This window comes from Achromobacter sp. PD1, from assembly GCF_048541815.1.
Taxonomy (GTDB): Bacteria; Pseudomonadota; Gammaproteobacteria; order Burkholderiales; family Burkholderiaceae_B; genus Achromobacter; species Achromobacter bronchisepticus_A.
This window is the reverse complement of record NZ_CP183349.1, coordinates 6373798-6392221: the sequence shown is the minus strand read 5'-3', so window position 1 is coordinate 6392221 and position 18424 is coordinate 6373798. Positions and strand designations below refer to the sequence as shown.

Below are 18424 nucleotides of genomic sequence, written 5' to 3'. Positions count from 1 at the left end.
AGCGCCCCGTCTGTTTAGCGCCGTGCAGCCTGTGGGCTGGTCGCCGCATACCCGCCCTCAAGATTGGCATCGGCAGTTCCCGCCGCCGCAGCCTGTGCTGACCCGGAACGCAATTTAAAGCGAAGCCGTGCATCATCGAGTCGACGCGCAAAACGGTGACCAAAGTTCAGGCTAGGCTTTTCCAGCAAATGCCAAGATAGCGCGGCCAGCAAAAGCGCAAGGGGCATTGCAATTGCCGTCACGGCAATCGCCGTAGGACGCACTTGGAAATCCACCAAAATGGAATACGCGATTTGCTGGCTGGGCCATCCGTAAAGATAGACGCCGTAGGAATAGTCATGCGTGATCGGCAGGCGCTTGATCAAAGGACCTAGCGTAGCCAGCCACATCGCGACAGCTATTGAGAGGCCGAAAATTACAAAACGCTTCAAATCCACGAAGCCAGCCTTGTGCGCCCAGAGCATCAATACGGCAAAGAAGATGATCATCGCGACAGGGCGGAACTCGATCTTGTCTTCGAGGACGTAAAAGAGACCCCCAATTAGAAAAATGATGGAAAACGCGGGGTAAGCCGGCGTGCCGTAGAGCGCGGGGTTATTACCCAGCAGCGGCACCTTATCAGGGATGAGTGCAAGACATAGGATCAAGAACAAAAAAACCAAACATTGCATGCTTTTGTCTTTCATCAACCCCAACAGCGAAAGCACTCCTAGAGCAAGATACAGGCGCAATTCCAGCGTAATGGACCATAACGATCCATTCAACGCCTTTTCAGGGTGATTTTCAAATATCCCTGGCACAAAATACAGATTCCAAACACCCAGAGAGTTTGTAATAAAATAATTTAACGCATCCTTGCTAGCCAAGATTTCGGTGAACTTCGCTCCACCAAACATCCAAGAAAAAACATAGGGCACCAAGAAACAACATAGTATCAATGCGGGATAAATCCGCATCACGCGTTTAACTGCGTAACCACCAATACTGCGACTGCTGTCCAGACTTTTGGTAATCAACGCTCCACTAATAAAAAAGAACACTACCACGCTTAGCTCACCAGCATGAGTCACCCCAGACTTCCGGGCGACCCATTCCGCCTGACCTGTAAATGCGTAGCTGTGGGCATAGATAACCAAGAGCGCGGCGAGCAAACGCACCGCATTAAAGTTATTCGATTTGGGTAATAAGACGCTAGACATGACGTTCCTTATCGACGGGCGCCTCTTAGGCGCCAATCCTCTTCATCTTGACAAGCCAGATACGCTCATGACCACTGCGGCCATGACAAGGAACAATGCTTTCCACTCGGAGGCGCGCCGCTTCCGCGAACCGCTCGATTTTCTGACGACTGATTTCGTCGTTGGCGTCCAGATCTGCCGTACCGAGCGCCAACACGAAGCTCTGACGCGGCATCAATTCTGGATCTGTATTTAGTCTCTCCTTCATCCTTTCCAGCGTTGGCGCTTCAAACATGGGCAGCCTTGGCCCGATAGCGGTAAGGGCACCCATCCAATAGCCCCATTGGGGAAACAAGAGTGTAGTATCGCGTGGCTCAGTGGCTAATTGTGTGATGGCGACGTTGATAGCTTCGGTGTACATCCCCGCGCCGCCCTCCTGCACCAACCTCTCTGCAAACTTGCGGGTCAAGGAAAAGTTGAAAGCGAGCATCGCAACGCACAACAATGCAAATGCAAGATTCGCCGCAGGGCGCAAACCGCTAGACCGCCCCTCACCCGTGCTCGTACTTCCCGCCCCAGATGCCGGCCACGCCAGAGCCAGCATTACATAGGCCAAGGGAAGCAGCATGATGTAATGCTGAAGGCTCAGCGGCGTACCCACGATGATCCCCAGCGCGATATGGCTGATGAAAACCAACAAGATGGCGTCCCCGAGCAATGCCCGCTTCGACGCGGCCGCTACAGCGTGATCAACGGTCGCTCCACGCGGCCAGAGTCGAAAAAACAGCCAAAGAACCGGACCGATAGCCAGCACGACCGCACCGATAGTCTTGCTTATCGCGCCAACTCGTGCACCGGCAAAGATCATGTCTTCGATGGTGGATCCGGCTCGCAAGAACAAAATGCGATCAATCACGGTATGCCATCGCTCGGAAAAACTTTGCGTAGCGTTAACCACTCCGTACATGCTTTGCAGCCCGCGCAGCTGATCCAGATAGCCATGCAGGCCCATGTTCAAAATAATGGACAAGTGGGCGTAAACATATGGCAGCCACCCAATCAGCGTTCCCAACACCAACGCAGTGACCATGCGCCAATTCCAAGAACGTCGGATCTGAAAAGCCATGGCCAATACGATCGCCGCAGCATAGAAGGCGAAAACGAAATAGCAATAGGCTGCAAAACCCAGGAATATTCCCGCCCACCAATATCGAGCGCTGGATCGCCTGGCTGCGGCCGCATCGATATGCCACTGGGCAAGCAGCCCAAGCGCCAGAAAGAAAAATATGAGGGGAACCAACTGCAGATAGTACTGCGTCCTCCAGGAAAAAAGGAATGTCGGATCGATTGCCAGCACACACGCCACGAGTGCGACGGCTGCCCTCGGGGTTTGCCATTTACGCAAGCACCACATCAAACAAACAAGAAGGACGATTCCCAAGAGAACGTGATACATCCGAAATTGCGGTATTCCATACCCCAGGGCCGAGAAGAAGGCCATCGCCGGATAAGCAGCAAAATTCCCTCCGTAGAGGGAATTCAATAAAGGGAAATTTCTGAAAAGATAGTTATCTGGATAGGTCCACGACGGCGCCGGAACGTCCCCTCGCAGCATAAAGGCAGCGTGGTAATCCGGATTCGCGGCGTCCATATAGATGCCCGGCAACATCAAGTCCCTCAGCCCGAGAATTGCAAAAAGCAATACCGGAGCTAGATAAATCCAATTACCTTTAAAATGATTCTTCATATTTTCTGTGATGTCGCTTGCCAAGGCGCAAGCGGGACTCAAAGATGGCATCGAATGTCTAATCGACCAGTATAGCGTAGGACGTCCACGTCCGGTACACCAAAACAGCGTCATCCGGGTACAATAAAGTATGTACGGCGCGCTAGCCGTGACGCGGTCGGGCTGGGGCCCACCGTCCTCCTCCCTCAACGCCGCCGGTGCTCGGTCGACATTCGATGAAACGCTTCTTAGGATTTGCTATCTTTTCGGGAGTTGGCTGGTTATGTGATTTACTCACCTTCACCATACTAGTCAAATGGGCCGGCCTTCCTGCTTTTTGGGGTAATCTTGCGTCTTCCTATGTCGGAATAACATTCGTCTGGTTTACCTCCTTAAGGTCGGTATTCCATATCGACTCGCGCTCGCGAGGTAAATTCCTACTTGTATATTGGGCTTACCAACTAGCGTCCATCCTTTTCTATTCCAAGGCGCTTTCGCTTCTAAGCATCGGCATATCCGATTACCGCGCCTTCACGACATATAGCGACCCCGGATCTCTCGGCATAATTGCAAAGATAATAATCACACCAATCAATCTTTTCACGAACTTTATTTTTATGAAGCTGCTTACCAAGCGTATGCCGGCGCACTAAAATGACAAACACCAAACCAAAGATTCTGGTTTTCATTCCCGCGTACCGATGTGAAGCACAAATAACCCGCGTGTTGGATCAGTTCGATAGAGATACCCAGAGGCTGTTTGACACAGTCATGGTTTTGGACAACCGGTCGCCTGACGCCACTCTGCAAGTCGCCGCATCGCATGGCGCCAAGAAGTTCACCGAATGTCATTTTCTGGCTTGCCGGAATCAAGACAATTATGGACTTGGCGGTTCGCACAAGGTTGCTTTTCGCTATGGCGTCGAGCATGGATTTGATTATTTGGTGGTATTACACGGTGACGACCAAGCCGACATTCGAGATCTTGGACCCATACTGTCCAATGGAATACCTTCAGACATCGATTGCTTGTTGGGATCCCGCTTCATGCAAGGCAGTAAGTTAAAGGGCTATTCCAAGTTCAGAACTTTTGGAAATATCGTATACAACTTTCTCTTCTCCTTGGTGGCCTGGCGGGGGATCAAGGACCTTGGGTCCGGCCTCAACCTTTACAAACTATCGACATTCCGCGATTTCTACTACGAGAAATTCCCGGATGACTTGACATTCAATTATGTGATGCTGTTGGGGAGTTACCACAGGCGCCAGAATGTAAAGTTCGTTCCAATCAGCTGGCGAGAAGAGGACCAACGCTCCAATGTCAAGCTCTTCCAACAGGCATTCAAAGTACTTGGACTTTTGGGAAGATACTTTATCGGTCGCGGGCGTTTTCTAACGCACGAGATGCGCGCACGGCCTCATGCCACCTATGCATCTGACGCCGTGCAGGTTAATAGCCCTCCTCAAAGTACCGGCTCATGAGTCGCGGAATCCGAATATATCTTGCTGGCCTGCTCATTCTTATTTTTGGCTGGCTCGCATACCATTTTGACGCCTTGGGAGTTGCCACGTCGAGTTTCGGAATAATAACTCTGACCGTGGCTGCCGTGTTCTACACGCTTGGGCACGTGTTGCGCATGGCCAGGCTTACGCTACTCACACTGGACGAGCGGCAGGCCTCCTTCGATCTTGTTACCGCCCACGCCTTGACCGCGTTCCCAAGCAGCTTGATTCCGTTCAAATTGGGCGAAATTCTACGGCTTTCCGCATTTTTTCACGTCTACGACGGCAGGCAAAAAGCGCTGGCAGTATGGGTATCCGAGAGGTTTGGTGACGTTGTAGTTTTGACAGGTTTAATTCTTTGTCTTTATCTGTTCAACTTCGAGGTGCCCTCCTCGGTGCGCGCGCTATTTTTCATTTTCGTGATTGCGAGCAGCCTGGGCCTTGCTATTTTTTTCGCCGTCACCAAAGTCTTCGTGTATCTCAATCGTCATCTAGTATTGTCAAGTCATACTCCCCGGGGACTCTGGATATTGAAAGCCAGCTATGCATTGAGAGCGTTTGAGGCAACAATCCCACGCTCCATTGAAGGCCGTCTTTCTGCACTGCTCTTGATCTCTATGCTGATTTGGGGCTGTGAAATAGCTGCCGTGACTGTGGCCACACGCCAGATCATGACGGCATACCCCGACATTGCAGAAATCGTGACCTCTGGCCTGCTCGCAAGCATCGCCAGTTCAAACGAGCAGGTGGAAACAGCGGCTCTCGTCTATCAGTCCGTATCGGTGATTGCTTTGTCTCTGCTGTTCGTCATCTTGCTCACTTTGACTTTTCATCGCATTCGCAGAACCAAATGAACAACTCTTCGCGACGAAATATCCTATTGGTATACGATGACCGGGAACTGGTCGGCACGGAATTGCAGGCGATTGTCGGAAACCGTCGCTTTGGCGACATTATTTTTCGCCGTCAGAGCCTTTTCGAACACTTCCGCAGCTGCATTCCCCAATGGGCGCAGGAGAATTTGATTCGGCTGCGCTCGAAAAGCGACCAAGAGGATCTTCTGGCGCGGATCAGCATAAGTCCTGAAGACACGGCAATATGCATTGTCGCCGCGCGTGCCGGCTTTCCTCAACCCGAGCGTCTGTTTCAGCTCATCGAACGCCTGCCTTACGCCGAGGAAGACTTCACGGATCGCCTGTATAAGCCTCTGATGGTGTTTCTGAGCAATGTCCACGCATTGGCTGATCTATGGCCAGAATTTGAGGTGTCACCTCTGCATGAAGGCAGCCCTGCATGGCAACAGGCGCAGCGACTGGAGTCGATTCGGCCGCTGGACTTGAGCCGTATTCAGGACTTCCTGACTTTCACGACGGGCTCAACCGCCACCAGGCATTTCAATGAAGTTCACATTGACGCTTACTACTACACCAAGCGCTCTCGTGACAAAAGGAAGATGCGCAGCGAGTACGCCTTCCACCATTTGGTCCCCGAGTCGATGCGGCCTTGGCTTATTCAACCGTTCGACTACAAGGACGAAGGCGATACCGCGTCCTACCGCATGCTTCGCTACTACTTGGCCGACGCAGCCTTGCAGTGGGTGCACGGTGCGTTCAGCACCGAGTCCTTTCCACCCTTTGTCAGCAAGTTGCTCTTCTTTCTGCAGGAACGTCCTCGCAAGCAAGCATCCCTGGTCGACTGCGCCGGTTATGCACATAGCTTGTTCGTCAAAAAAGTAGAAGAACGTGCCGCGGCCTTTCTCGCACTGCCGGAGGGCGCCAGGATTAATAACCTGGTGTTGGCGGCCAATACCGAACTTGGTATGGAACAACAACTGGAGCGATATCTGCGGTTGTATTCCAAAATGGAAAAGTCTTTCGCTCTGAACTACCTGGCGATCGGGCATGGAGATCCGTGTTTCTCCAATTTATTGTACGACCCACAGCGCTATCTGTTAATGCTGATTGATCCAAAAGGCGCCGTTTCAGAGGACGAGCTATGGACTCATCCATTCTATGATTTTGCCAAGGTTTCGCACAGCGTGTTAGGGGATTACGATTTTATAAACAATGGCCTATACACGATTGGCTTCACGGCGAGCAACCATTTGACGCTTGACATACACTATAGCCATCCGCCGCAACTGAAGCAGATATTCACCAACCAATTGTCGGCGATGGGATACGATACGAGAACCGTGCGCCTCGCCGAGGCCTCGCTGTTTCTTTCCATGTTGCCGCTTCATATAGATCACCCGAACAAAATCGTAGCGTTTCTTCTTCGAGCGAAGAGTATTCTGGATGAAATTGAAAATGGATGAAAAGCACTTAAATCAGGACGGAACGCTCGTTGTTGACGTTGATGGAACCATCTGTGACATAAAGCGCGAAGGCGAGAGTTATAGCGATGTGCGCCCGCGAATTGATTTCATAGAGAAATTGCGCGAGTATCACAACAAGGGCTATCGCATATTGCTGTACACGTCCCGGAACATGAAGACATATAGCAACAATGTAGGCCTGATAAACCGCCACACCGCACCGGTCTTGCTGGATTGGCTCGAGAGATGGAACGTGCCGTACGACGAGATTTTATTCGGCAAGCCCTGGCCTCGAAAAAATGGCTTTTACATCGACGACAGAGCAATCCGACCAAACGAATTTCTCAGCCTTTCCGAAGAAGAGATCCACACCATGCTCGGCAAGGAACATTGAACAATGGCCACCAATATAGTCATAACCATGGCTGGCCGCGGCTCCCGTTTTTACACGGCAGGCTACACCGTTCCCAAATACGAGATCATCGCTCACGGCAGGAGCCTATTCGACTGGTCATTGCTTTCGTTACGTAATTTCATTACTCCTGAGAGTCGGATTATCTTTGTAACCCTGGAATCCAACGCCTCCGCTGACTATGTGCGCACCCGCTGCGCAGCCTTGGACATACAGGATTTTCACATTATCGAACTCTCGGCAGTCACTGATGGACAAGCAACAACCGCAATGCAGGCAAGTGATATTTGGCGAAAAGACCAGCCTCTCCTGATCTACAACATAGATACATTTGTCGAGCCGAAGGCGCTACAGCCAACCGATATCCGCCCGCAGTCCGATGGTTGGATACCCTGTTTTTCCGCACCCGGGGATCATTGGAGCTTTGTAGAATTGTCCGACCAGCAATGGGCGACACGCGTAACGGAGAAAACGCGAATCTCCGATCACGCATCGATTGGCTTATATTGGTTTGCCAAGGCCGCGGACTATGAAAAGGCCTATAACGACTATTTCAGCAATGCCGACAATTTGGTAAAAGGGGAGAAATATGTTGCCCCTTTGTACAATCATCTGATCGACAAGGGATTGAATATTTCTATTCAAGACGTGCCGGTTTCTACCGTGCACGTACTCGGAACACCCGATGAATTGAAGCAGTTTCTGGCTCGTGAATGTCCGAGGATAGAGTAATCTAGTACACATGATCGCCGATTATTTACGGCGAGCGCATCGAGCAATCAGAGACAAGCGGGGATACCATTGCCGCAGCACCTTGGTTCCCCGCTATTGGCCTGTCGCCTTCAATCAGCCATTTTCAATCGATTGAGGATACGCGAGCACGCCTTTCCATCGCCATACGGGTTATGGGCTTGACTCATGCTGGCGTAGACGTCTGCATCCGTCAGCAGCAGCCGTATACCGCCGACAATGGCTTCGACATCCGTTCCCACGAGACGTACCGTGCCTGCTTGGACCGCCTCTGGCCGCTCCGTAGTATCGCGCATGACCAGTACAGGCTTGCCAAGCGATGGCGCTTCCTCCTGAATTCCTCCCGAGTCCGTCAAGATGATGTGGGACTGATTCATCAAATGAACAAAGGGTAGATAGTCGATGGGCTCCACGATGTGCACGTTCCGCAGTCGGCTCAGGATCCTCTGGACGGGCTCCCTGACATTTGGATTCATATGGACTGGATAGACGAAGTCCACCTCGGGAAACTCGCTAGCCGACCGCTGGATCGCCGTGCAAATCCGCTCGAAACCGTCGCCAAAACTCTCTCGGCGATGACCTGTAATCAGGACAATTTTTCGGTCTGGCGATAAGTACTCATATCCGGCCGATGCCTGCAGCCGAATCTCGGGATCTGATTCCAGCTTTTCTTTTACCCAAAGAAGGGCGTCAATCACCGTATTTCCGGTGACTTCTACGTTTTCTTCGGCGACGCCCTCGCGCAGAAGGTTGTCACGCGACAGCCCGGTCGGAGCGAAATGCAATTTCGCAAGCGCCCCGGTAATTTTTCGATTTCCCTCTTCCGGCCACGGCGAATACAAATTTCCGGTTCGCAAACCGGCTTCAACGTGACCGACCGGAATTCGATGATAGTAGGCCGCAAGCGACGCAGCTAGCGTCGTAGCGGTATCTCCATGCACCAGGACATAGTCCGGCTTGAATTGGGAAAAAACCTCACGCAAGCCCAGCAGAATCGACGAAGTGACGTCGGTTATATCCTGATTGGGTCGCATGATATTCAGGTCATAATTCGGCTTGATCTCAAACAACGAAAGCACCTGATCGAGCATATGGCGGTGCTGTCCGGTCACGCAAACTCTGCACTCAAAGCCTGAATCGGCCTGAAAAGCGTGCACGACGGGAGCCATCTTGATGGCCTCTGGACGCGTGCCGAACACAACTAGTATCTTCATTTGATGCTCAACTTTATAATTTTTGGGAACTCAGTCATTTTTACGAGATTCTAAAGCATCTTGACCATCTCAGTGCCGGCGGCCACCGCCGACTTCAAGCGCTTGCGCAAGCGAAGTACTCCTCCTCGACCAACCATGCTGCGCGGCCCATTCTCGGCGCCGCGCCACCGATTCCGCATCACGAGCGTAGGGAAGCAATTTTTCGATTGCTTCTGCAAACGCCGACGCGTTCTCCGCACAGCACACACCTAACGCTTCGAGGCCAGCCAATTCCGGCAGTGGCGTGGCAACAATAGGGCAACCTGCGGCCAAATATTCGTAAAGCTTGACGGGATTGGTAGCGATGGTTAGTGGAGAGAGGATAAACGGAATCACGCAAACATCGAAGGTCGATAGCATCCCAGGGACATCGCCGTAGGGGATTTCGCCGACAAGTTTCACATTCGAAGGAAGATTCGCTTTCTTTTCTTCAGCCCCAACCGAGGCCCCGACCAAAACAAAGGTCCATTTCGGATTTCCTTCGGCAACAGCGAGCAGCAGGTCAAAATCAAACCACTCGGAGATTGCTCCAACATAGCCGATAACGGGCATCGCGCTACGTTGCTCTCGGCTCACCGCCGCGAATCTGTCAAATTCGCAGCCGTTGCGGATAAGCATGTATTCGCTAGCATCCCCTCCGTACTCTTGGAGTCTGTTCAACAACGCTTGCGAACTGGCAACATTGCACGTCGCGCGTTGAACCAATGCTCGCTCCACCGTCGCCAATCGGTCTGACGCGGCCCCTCCGAATCCTGCGTGCTGATCCAGACAGTCATATACAAGACTGCGCCAGGAATGGCAACTCACGACGGGATACCAGGCCGGGTGCTCCACAATTGCGGACGCCGTTTTGGCACCCATATCGTTGAACAGAGAATGCAGGGACTGCAAGAAACCCCGTGCCTCCTGCTCGGTGATATCACTCTGATGCAAGTCGGGCAGGCGGAATTTTCCAGAGGAGATTTGCACTACAAAAAGCCCTGGCGCAGGACTCTTCAGAACGACGTAATCGCGCTTCCCCCCAGCCACGAGGGGCGTCGGGCAGATATAGATGACCCGATATCCTTGACTTGCCAGTCCCAACGCGAGATGTTGGGGCCGCTGGAACCGGAAGTCCCAGTCTATGACGGAGAAGAAAAAGACGTCTCCCGCCGCGGCGGGCAGCCCCCAGTCGGTTACGGTTTCACCGCCGGCGTCTGGCCGGTAGATCGCCTCGTAACGCGTTACGAGCTGCCCCATGTTGCCTTGCTGGCCGAAGAGCGCCGCAAAGGCATTGCGCACACGCCGCCAAGTCAACAAACGAAGCGTCAGTTTCGGATCGCTCAGTGCAAAGCTGGCCAAAGCCTTGAGTTTTCCGAGCACGATGTTTCCGCCCTAGTACGAATCCAATTTCAGCCGGCTCGCCACCTCAGCGGCGCGTGCCGACCAGGTGTGCGAAGCTGCGTAAGCGCGACTCTCAGCCGCCTCGGCCTCCAGTAGAGAGGAGCTACGCACCAACGTCACAAAATCATCTTTATCGACCGCGATCTTCACGAATGGGATCCGACCACACTCCTCTGTTGCAGTCGCGATAACCGGTTTGCCAGCCGCCAAGTACTCATAGAGTTTGACAGGCGAGACGGAGTTGGTGATCTGATTGACTACGAAGGGAATGAGGCAAAGATCGAAACGCTGCAGGTATGGCACCAAATCCAATTGTTCCATCGCCGGGAAATGGCGTACGTTGGCCCGAGTGCAAAGTGAATTTAGGCTCTCATCGGCGCCGTCGAGTACGGGACCAATTATAACGAGGACATGATCGGGCAGACTATCGGCGAGGTGCTCCAACAGTTCGAAGTCGATCCACGGCGCCAATGCTCCGTAATAGCCGATCACCGGGCGCCGCTCAAAATCCTTGAGAGCTTCAGGCACGGCCTGCGGCACCGCCAAGGCAGCAATGAACTCTTCGCCAACAGCATTGGGCAGTATCAACGCTGCATCCCGACGATCCGCCGGCAAGGTATCGTACAAACGCTGCGCCGAGACGGTTATGAGGTCCGCACGTTGCAGCATTTCATCGTGCATGGCCTCTACTTGCTCTGAAGGCAAATCGAGCAAGCACAAATCATCCATGTAGTCATACACAAGCCTGGAATATGGCAGGTATTCCACATGCCGAAGATTGTTTGGCCAGAGGCAATAATAAATTACGTTTCCAGGCTCAAGGATATGCGGCAGCAACGGGAAAATATCCCATTCCTGCACTACGAACAATCCAGGGGAGACCTCCTCTATGTCCTTGACCTTGTCTGTTGTGTGATTGAGCGTGCCATATATGACGAGAAATCCCATGTCGGCGAATGCCTTCGCCAAACTCTGCGGGCGCTGCCGCATATAGGAGTAATCAATGGTCGCGGGAAAAATCACCACACGCCGCTGTTCCAAATTTCCCAGCGTCCGCCTTACCTTCTCCATCAACTCCTTCGAGGGGTCGGATTCCGCTCCCTTGACACCGGCTCGAATCGCCAAGCGCGATGCTATATATCGTCCATAGCGAACCCTCTCACGCCAAGTTCCGCGCAAGACGTTCCGACGAAAGTTGAACCACCTGGTCTGCCATTTGGAACGAGCCAGCACAGCAGGTGGCTGTCCGCCGGAAATCTGATTTGATACTTCAGCGGAATGAACTTGCACAAGTAGGTGACGAAAGTTTTCCCACCGCAACTCAATTCGCTCCAGCGCCGCCACAGCTTCCGGAGTCCGGGGACCTTCAAACATGACTCTGAGGTCTTTATCCAGTTTTTCCCAATAGCTTAGTGCGATTTCCGAAAACGACCACGTGACGTCGTGTTTTTTTGTGTACAAGGCTTTGTTTCGCTCAAACAAGGCCTTGTATTTTTGGGTAGCTAATTTGCCGAAAGACACACTACCCTTGTGATAGACGAAGCAGTCTTCAATTACGGCCAAGACAAAACCCGCGCGCCTGGCTCGTACGCAATAGTCATCGTCTTCGAACATGCCCAGGCCAAAACCTTCGTCCAGATATCCGATCTTTTCTATAACTCGCCGGTGAACCGCAACGCAATAGAATCCAAGGCGCTCGGTTGCAAACCAAACTCCTTGGTGACGCTGGATATATGCCGAAGTTATTTCTTCGTAGGTGTTTTCGTTGACCCCGTCGAGTTCGAGCCTCTGCTCGTTGCCGGCCGAGTTCGTTACCGGACCGATCAGTCCGATCTGCTTATTTTCAGTGAACAGCCGGGTCAAGCGAGGAAGCCATCCAGGAGGCACCAACGTGTCGTTATTGAGCAAAACGACCACTTCGCCCCGCGCCATTTTCATGCCGTCGTTGTTCCCCCCAGCGTAACCCTTATTCGTTTCATTCAAGCGAAGATGGATGAATGGGTACTTGCGTTGAAATTCCAGCAAATACTCACGCGTGCCGTCAGCGGACGCGTTGTCAACAACGATCAACTCGTTACGTGTCAGGTCCGTGTTCGCGATGATCGATTCAAGGCAAGGAGCTGTGGTTTCGTTTAGATTGTTATAAGTCAGAACGACGATGGATGCGTCCATGGGTCTTCACAATAAATTGGAAAGTACTTGCCAGGGTAAAAACACTAGCATCACGGCTTGGAAAAAGCGGCGGTCTTCAGCAGTGATTTTACCCGAGCGTCCCATGAGTTTTCCTTGGCAAGCTCAATACGCCGCCTGATTTTCTCTTCATCTTGCCGCTGTTCCATGGCCTTTTCCAGCTGCTCGATGAATTCACGCGCATTGTGAGCCAGATAGCAATCATCTGCATAAGCAGCCAGCTCGGGTAGATCGATGGAAACGACCGGCTTACCCGCGCTCATATATTCATAGAACTTGACCGGGTTGGTGGCGAGAGTCAGGGGTACCAACTTGAATGGAATCGTGCAAACGTCGAAGTACGCCAGATATCCGGGAAGGTCGACATACGGTTTCTCCCCGCACAGATGAACGTTCGGCAACCCTTGGAGGGGATTCAGGTCTGCTCCCGCGGTGGCCCCGATGAGCACGAAATTCCAATCTGGCTTTGCCCGGGCGCAATGTGCGATAAGTTCAGTGTCAAACCAATCCGATATTGCACCGTAATATCCCACAATGGGCTTATCACTGTAGGCTTCGAGCAAGCCATTACGCACGGGTTGCGCAAAGTGTTGGAACTCGGTCCCGTTTTTAATCTGAACAGTACGCGGGTTCAGCAAATGGCATCGATCTTCCAGCAATGCCGAGGACGCTATGACCAGATCTGCGGCCTCGATGAGGGTTTGTTCAACCTTCAGCGCCTGTGCCGTATTCGTACTGAATCCCGCGTGGTCATCCATGCAATCAAAGACTATCTTGCCGCCGAATTTTTCTTTGAGCTGTTGGGCGACCGGCCACCATCCAGGAAACTGGAGCAGGTAGTGGATGGATTTGGGTTTGGTATCACGTATCAACTCGGACAAGCCTGCCACGACGTTGTCGAGATCGTCGCCAGCCAGGGTGTCAGTATAGATATTGATTGGATCCTTGGTATGCAACCATACCTGGGCTACGTCCCTGTCCAGCTCATTCAGGCTCAGCATGGCCGCAGCTTCCGTAGGCGAGGCGAATTTTCTACCTAAAGGGGTCATCGACATCGCCAAATAGCACGCCGAATATCCGTTATCGCGCAACCGCGTCACGAAATGCTGGGGCCGCTGCCAACGGAAGTCCCATGTGATAATTGGAAACACCAGCAAAAGACGGCCATTGTTCCGCTTCAAGGATTGGGTAATCGCGTCGACATTGGTACGAGACTGCCGTCTCGCCTTGTAGCTACGGACGCTGCGTACGACGTCGCCAACCGGCGATGCCGCCAAATGGCGCCGTGCAGCCGCTTTGATAAGACGCACACCCATGCGAACGCTCCCCCGTTGATTCACACGGGTATAGTCCTCCATTTCCGCATGGGCTTTTTCGAGTGCAGCGTCTCGTTGCGCGAGCTGGATCTCCAGCGATTTCCCCCACTCTGTCATGCGATTGACGTCGGATTGCAAGCGACGGATATCATCGTCGCGAATTCTGATCTCTTCGTTCATTCCCCCGCCCCACTCACTCATACGACCGACCTCGGATTGCAGGCGACGGATCTCATCGTCACGACTTCTGACCCCTTCATTCACTTCCCCCCCCCATTGGGTTACACGGCTGATGTCGGATTGCAGACGACGAATCTCATCGTCACGATTTTTGATCTCTTCCTTTACCCCGCCCTCCCACTCGTTCATACGGCCGACGTCGGATTGCAGGCGGCGAATCTCATCGTCGCGACTTTTGATTTCTTCATTCGCCTCCCCGCCCCACTCGGCCATGCGACTGAGTTCAGATTGCAGGCGGCGGATCTCATCATCGCGAGTTTTGATTTCTTCAGTCGCCCGCACTCCCCAGAGCGAAGCGGTATGTGCGTCTGACTTGGCAGACGCCAACTCCTGTTCTTGGTGCTTGAGCAGCCCCACAGCTCTCTTAAGAATCATATCGTCCAAAGCGGAAGCCAACGATTCGAATTTGGAATCCAGAACTGCCTGCAGTTCCGGCGATGGCTGGTAGTCGGGCAACTTGATCGGTGTCCCCGACTTCGACGCAAGGACGAAGATTCTGTAGTGTGGCGGAGCAAAGTCATAGGGAGCCAGGTCCTCGTTGAAGCTCTTCGAGACATCCAGAACCTCCGGCTTGAGCGGCTGTACGTCCCAATAGCAAATCACTTTGGAGAGCAGGCGCTTCAACCAGGGCACGTGGCCATGGCCCACGGAGGTTGTTGGAAACCCGTTTCGGGCGAAGTGCTCGTTGATCGACGCCGCCACAGGAAGGCCGTAGTGATAGTGTTCCGCCAACCAGCTGTAAACACTGCCATGGATCCGCTCGTACTCCGAGTTGACCATGTCATCCGTCTCGCGGGCATAGCCACCCTCTTCTGGCGGAAAACCCACAAGCACTGCCTTGTCGGCCAATTCAGTCAGTCGATCCAAGAACGCTTCGCGGTGTTGCGCGGGAACGTGCTCCAACACATCCACCGCACACACGTAATCAAACTTGCAATCATCCAGGCGCTGGGTGAACACGTCACCGCTGATACGATGCGGGCCATCCTTACCCGCCAGCAACGGATCGACATACGTGATGGTTGCTTCTCCAAGGAAAGAACCGAGCAGACATTCGGGCCCGCTGCCGACGTCCAGCACCGTAGCACCCGGTTGTAGACCAGCATCGCGCAGAATGCGCACACAACCTTGATAGCGGCTGTATTGATCAAAGACCATGGAATCAGCGGTGGGGGAGTCCGTGCTGCTACGCGCTTCGACTTCCTGGCTACGCGCCTCTTCTTCCATTGAGTACACGGGAAATCCCCGCAGGCGCTTTACCCAGGCTTGAAGCTCTTCCGCCGAGCAGGTACGACGAACGATCACGCCGACACCGCAGGGCCAGCCCAACGTCATATCGTCGCCGACGGCGATCAACTCGCCCAAGGGCGAAAAAATGTCGACAAAGTCCTGGTGCGAGAAGCGCCAATGATCGGCGGGATAATCATGTAGCTCGAATCCAGGGGAGCGAGTCGTCAGCACAAGTATGCCCCCCTCCCGCAAGGTGGCAGCCATCTGGTACAGCGCGCCTTGCCAATCGTAGCAATGCTCCAGCATCTCTGTGGAGAGCACAACATCGAAGGCTTCCGTTCCGAATTGGCCGACAATGCGCGAAGCATCCAATACGAGGTCGACCCCGGGGCCTTCGAAAATATCGATACCCACGTACTCGCTCTGCGGATCAGCGAAGATCGTCCGCAAAGTTCCATTCACGTCGCGAGATCCCACCTCCAACACGCGCGCCCCCTTCTTGACGTGCGGCAAGGCTTCCTTTCCCCAATCCATGCACCAGGCATTACACATCGCTATACCTCTATAAAACTGCTATTCAAATGGAATTCTCGCCCATTCCACCGGGCGCGACGGCACGTCATACAAGCGTCAAGTGGAAATTCGCACCGCCACCTACGGGAAAGATGAATAGCCATGGTTGATCTCGGGCACAAACATGCGAAAGGCAAAAAGTGCCTTTTACTTCCAGTCAGTTGCTCACTGATGGTCAAGACGAGTGCAACCAGGAGACACTGATAATTTGGTCAGAAAAAAAACCTTTAGGGACCGCACATCACAGCAAGCACAATGACCAGGTTTCAGGCGAACGCATCCGCTTCCACGAACTTGACGCCCAGTTCATCCTTTTTCGACAAACGAGGCACCACATCGGCAGGCCAATCTATCGCCAATGTAGGATCGTTCCAGATCACGCAGCGTTCATGCTGCGGTGCATAGAAATCCGTGGTCTTGTACAAGAAGTCCGCAGTCTCGGATAGCACCAGAAAGCCATGCGCAAAGCCCTCAGGGACCCACAACATCCGCTTGTTGTCCGCGCTCAAAACCTCACCTACCCACTTTCCGAACGTGGGAGAGCCCTTGCGCATATCGACCGCAACGTCGAATACTGATCCCGTTACCACCCGCACCAGCTTACCTTGCGGTTGAGCGATCTGATAGTGCAGGCCTCTGAGCACTCCTTGTGCGGAGCGAGAGTGATTGTCTTGAACGAAATTGACATCCCGGCCTACCGCAGTATTGAAACTTCGACTATTAAAACTCTCAAAGAAAAATCCCCTCTCATCGCCAAAAACGCGGGGCTCGACAAGTAGGACTTCAGGTATTTCGGTTTGAATAATATTCATATAAGCATCTCGTTCTTCAACACATTCAAGCAGACAATGGCCGCGGCTTGGCCGCATTTTTCCAAAGATGCTGCCCGTCGCCATGAGCTCCAAGCCATGGCGCTAAAGCACGGCTCGGTTATCCGCGGATGAGCTGTTTGAGACTGCCTTTCACCGCGCGCGCCAACGCGCGAGCGGCGGGCAGCACCCCGGGGGCGGCTGTCGGCGCAGTACTTTCGAGCACTTGTCCCTGCTCGTCCAGCACACGCAACAGCTTTGCATTCTCCTCCTTGAGCGACGTTGCCCAATCTGACATCTCCATCAGTTCGGCATGCTTCCGCAATAGCTTTGCGTTCTCCTCTTTGAGCGACGCTGCCCAATCCGACATTTCCATCAGTTGACCGTGCTCGTGCAACAGCTTTGCGTTTTCCTCTTTGAGCGACGTTGCCCAATCTGATATTGCCATCAGTTCAGCGTGCTTCTTCGCGGCAATCCGATTGGACAGGTCAGTAGACGACGACTGCAAGGCAGTCTCTTCCTGGCGTCGCGCCTGACTCAAGGTTTCGTCCATCAGTGAAGCCCTACTGTTCACCCTGGCAGTCGCGGCCGCATCTCCCGACATCGCGCTCCGCATGTCCTGTTTAAGTCGCCTCCATGCAGCGATGGCAATATCCGTGTAAGTCCACGCTATGTTGTGCTTCTCAAAGAAATAGGCGAGGTTCTTGAAAAACAAACCCTGATATTTTTCAGCCCCCAACTTGCTGAAAGAGACACTACCCTTGTGATATACGAAAGAGCCTTCCGCGATCAGCAGTCGATAATCGGCCTTTCGCGCCCGCACGCAGAGGTCATCGTCTTCGAACATGCCGATGCCGAAGGCTTCGTCCAACATCCCGATCTTGTCAATGACATCCCGACGTATGGCCACGCAGAAAAATCCCAATTTCTCCGTTTCGGAATAGATGCCGCTTTGTAGGGTCAGATAAGAGATGGTAGCTGGCACGAAGGTGTCTTGAGTGACTTCTGGCAGCACGACTCGTTGCTCATTGCCAGCAGAGTTGGTTACAGGACCGACCATTCCAACACCGGGATCCTTATCCAGCACCTCTACCAACGGCTCCAGCCAGCCCGGCCCCACAAGCGTATCGTTATTCAGCAAGACAAGGATGCGTCCATTGGAGAGCCGCATGCCGTCGTTGTTGCCGCCGGCGTATCCCTTGTTTACATCGTTCAAGCACAGCCGAACATACGGATGCTTCGATTGAAACTGGCGCAGATACTCGGCCGTACCATCACTGGAAGCATTATCGACAACGATCAATTCGTGGCGAATCAGATCGGTATGCTCGAGTATCGACTCCAGGCAAGGCGCCGTGGTCTCTTCGAGATTGTTGTACGCCAAAACAATGATGGAAGCGTGAATGTCAGTCTTGGATGGATGGCTACTCATAAATGCCCCTGCTATTGTTCGGCGAGTTGCGAACACACAACCTTTAAAAATCCCGCCACGCGAACAACGCCTGAAATTTCCTTCGTGCGCTGGACACAGCTGGCGGCCTGAT

The 18424-nt window shown here is 53.1% G+C and carries 14 protein-coding genes; 6 read left to right on the top strand and 8 right to left on the bottom strand.

Going from position 1 to position 18424, the window contains the following annotated elements; translation table 11 throughout:
• Positions 1-14: 14 nt before the first annotated feature.
• Both ACM1PE_RS30100 and ACM1PE_RS30095 read right to left on the bottom strand, forming a co-directional pair.
• Positions 15-1199: an acyltransferase family protein gene (locus tag ACM1PE_RS30100; RefSeq protein WP_280015375.1), complete on the bottom strand. Its 1185-nt coding sequence runs from the start codon at positions 1197-1199 to the stop codon at positions 15-17.
• Positions 1200-1224: 25 nt separating this feature from the next.
• Positions 1225-2949 (bottom strand): hypothetical protein, encoded by a 1725-nt coding sequence (locus ACM1PE_RS30095; protein WP_419341985.1) that lies wholly within the window; start codon positions 2947-2949, stop codon positions 1225-1227.
• 191 nt (positions 2950-3140) lie between these two features.
• On the opposite strand from ACM1PE_RS30095, the gene ACM1PE_RS30090 reads away from it, so the two are divergent.
• From ACM1PE_RS30090 to ACM1PE_RS30065, 6 genes are read left to right on the top strand one after another with little or no spacing between them, the layout of a single operon-like run.
• Positions 3141-3557, top strand: a complete 417-nt coding sequence (locus ACM1PE_RS30090; protein ID WP_419341983.1) for a GtrA family protein — start codon at positions 3141-3143, stop codon at positions 3555-3557.
• A gap of 1 nt (position 3558) precedes the next feature.
• Positions 3559-4386 (top strand): glycosyltransferase family 2 protein, encoded by an 828-nt coding sequence (locus ACM1PE_RS30085; RefSeq protein WP_419341981.1) that lies wholly within the window; start codon positions 3559-3561, stop codon positions 4384-4386.
• On the top strand, positions 4383-5261 hold the full coding sequence (locus ACM1PE_RS30080) for a lysylphosphatidylglycerol synthase domain-containing protein (RefSeq protein WP_419341979.1): 879 nt from the start codon (positions 4383-4385) through the stop codon (positions 5259-5261). The genes ACM1PE_RS30085 and ACM1PE_RS30080 overlap by 4 nt, the downstream gene beginning before the upstream one ends.
• Positions 5258-6724 carry a hypothetical protein gene (locus ACM1PE_RS30075; protein WP_306634611.1) on the top strand — a complete coding sequence of 489 codons (1467 nt, stop codon included), beginning with the start codon at positions 5258-5260 and terminating at the stop codon, positions 6722-6724. Before ACM1PE_RS30080 ends, ACM1PE_RS30075 begins: the two co-directional genes overlap by 4 nt.
• A complete protein-coding gene (locus ACM1PE_RS30070) occupies positions 6705-7118 on the top strand; it encodes a capsular biosynthesis protein (RefSeq protein ID WP_419341977.1) in 414 nt (137 codons plus the stop codon). The genes ACM1PE_RS30075 and ACM1PE_RS30070 overlap by 20 nt, the downstream gene beginning before the upstream one ends.
• 3 nt (positions 7119-7121) lie before the next feature.
• Positions 7122-7868: a glycosyltransferase family 2 protein gene (locus tag ACM1PE_RS30065; protein WP_306634615.1), complete on the top strand. Its 747-nt coding sequence runs from the start codon at positions 7122-7124 to the stop codon at positions 7866-7868.
• A gap of 110 nt (positions 7869-7978) precedes the next feature.
• Here the strand turns inward: ACM1PE_RS30065 and wecB are convergent, their stop codons facing one another.
• The 6 genes from wecB to ACM1PE_RS30035 form a co-directional block, all read right to left on the bottom strand.
• The gene (gene wecB, locus ACM1PE_RS30060) at positions 7979-9100 is read right to left on the bottom strand and encodes a non-hydrolyzing UDP-N-acetylglucosamine 2-epimerase (protein ID WP_280015372.1); all 1122 of its coding nucleotides are present in this window, start codon (positions 9098-9100) and stop codon (positions 7979-7981) included.
• A gap of 69 nt (positions 9101-9169) precedes the next feature.
• Complete coding sequence (locus ACM1PE_RS30055) at positions 9170-10501, bottom strand: glycosyltransferase (protein WP_280015371.1); 1332 nt, start codon at positions 10499-10501, stop codon at positions 9170-9172.
• Between the two features lie 12 nt (positions 10502-10513).
• Positions 10514-12694, bottom strand: coding sequence for a glycosyltransferase (locus ACM1PE_RS30050; protein WP_306634619.1), 2181 nt, complete (start codon positions 12692-12694; stop codon positions 10514-10516).
• A gap of 50 nt (positions 12695-12744) precedes the next feature.
• Positions 12745-16032 carry a methyltransferase domain-containing protein gene (locus ACM1PE_RS30045; protein ID WP_419341976.1) on the bottom strand — a complete coding sequence of 1096 codons (3288 nt, stop codon included), beginning with the start codon at positions 16030-16032 and terminating at the stop codon, positions 12745-12747.
• Between the two features lie 305 nt (positions 16033-16337).
• Positions 16338-16883, bottom strand: a complete 546-nt coding sequence (gene rfbC, locus ACM1PE_RS30040) for a dTDP-4-dehydrorhamnose 3,5-epimerase (RefSeq protein ID WP_280015387.1) — start codon at positions 16881-16883, stop codon at positions 16338-16340.
• A 118-nt stretch (positions 16884-17001) separates the two neighbouring features.
• The gene (locus tag ACM1PE_RS30035) at positions 17002-18312 is read right to left on the bottom strand and encodes a glycosyltransferase family 2 protein (protein WP_306634623.1); all 1311 of its coding nucleotides are present in this window, start codon (positions 18310-18312) and stop codon (positions 17002-17004) included.
• Between the last annotated feature and the right edge of the window lie 112 nt (positions 18313-18424).

Bases quoted from the DNA above. Each gene is read 5' to 3' on its own strand.
- ACM1PE_RS30100 (WP_280015375.1), bottom strand. From the start codon at position 1,199: ATGTCTAGCGTCTTATTACCCAAATCGAATAACTTTAATGCGGTGCGT.
- ACM1PE_RS30090 (WP_419341983.1), top strand. From the start codon at position 3,141: ATGAAACGCTTCTTAGGATTTGCTATCTTTTCGGGAGTTGGCTGGTTA.
- ACM1PE_RS30085 (WP_419341981.1), top strand. From the start codon at position 3,559: ATGACAAACACCAAACCAAAGATTCTGGTTTTCATTCCCGCGTACCGA.
- ACM1PE_RS30080 (WP_419341979.1), top strand. From the start codon at position 4,383: ATGAGTCGCGGAATCCGAATATATCTTGCTGGCCTGCTCATTCTTATT.
- ACM1PE_RS30075 (WP_306634611.1), top strand. From the start codon at position 5,258: ATGAACAACTCTTCGCGACGAAATATCCTATTGGTATACGATGACCGG.
- ACM1PE_RS30070 (WP_419341977.1), top strand. From the start codon at position 6,705: ATGAAATTGAAAATGGATGAAAAGCACTTAAATCAGGACGGAACGCTC.
- ACM1PE_RS30065 (WP_306634615.1), top strand. From the start codon at position 7,122: ATGGCCACCAATATAGTCATAACCATGGCTGGCCGCGGCTCCCGTTTT.
- wecB (WP_280015372.1), bottom strand. From the start codon at position 9,100: ATGAAGATACTAGTTGTGTTCGGCACGCGTCCAGAGGCCATCAAGATG.
- ACM1PE_RS30050 (WP_306634619.1), bottom strand. From the start codon at position 12,694: ATGGACGCATCCATCGTCGTTCTGACTTATAACAATCTAAACGAAACC.
- ACM1PE_RS30045 (WP_419341976.1), bottom strand. From the start codon at position 16,032: ATGGATTGGGGAAAGGAAGCCTTGCCGCACGTCAAGAAGGGGGCGCGC.
- rfbC (WP_280015387.1), bottom strand. From the start codon at position 16,883: ATGAATATTATTCAAACCGAAATACCTGAAGTCCTACTTGTCGAGCCC.
- ACM1PE_RS30035 (WP_306634623.1), bottom strand. From the start codon at position 18,312: ATGAGTAGCCATCCATCCAAGACTGACATTCACGCTTCCATCATTGTT.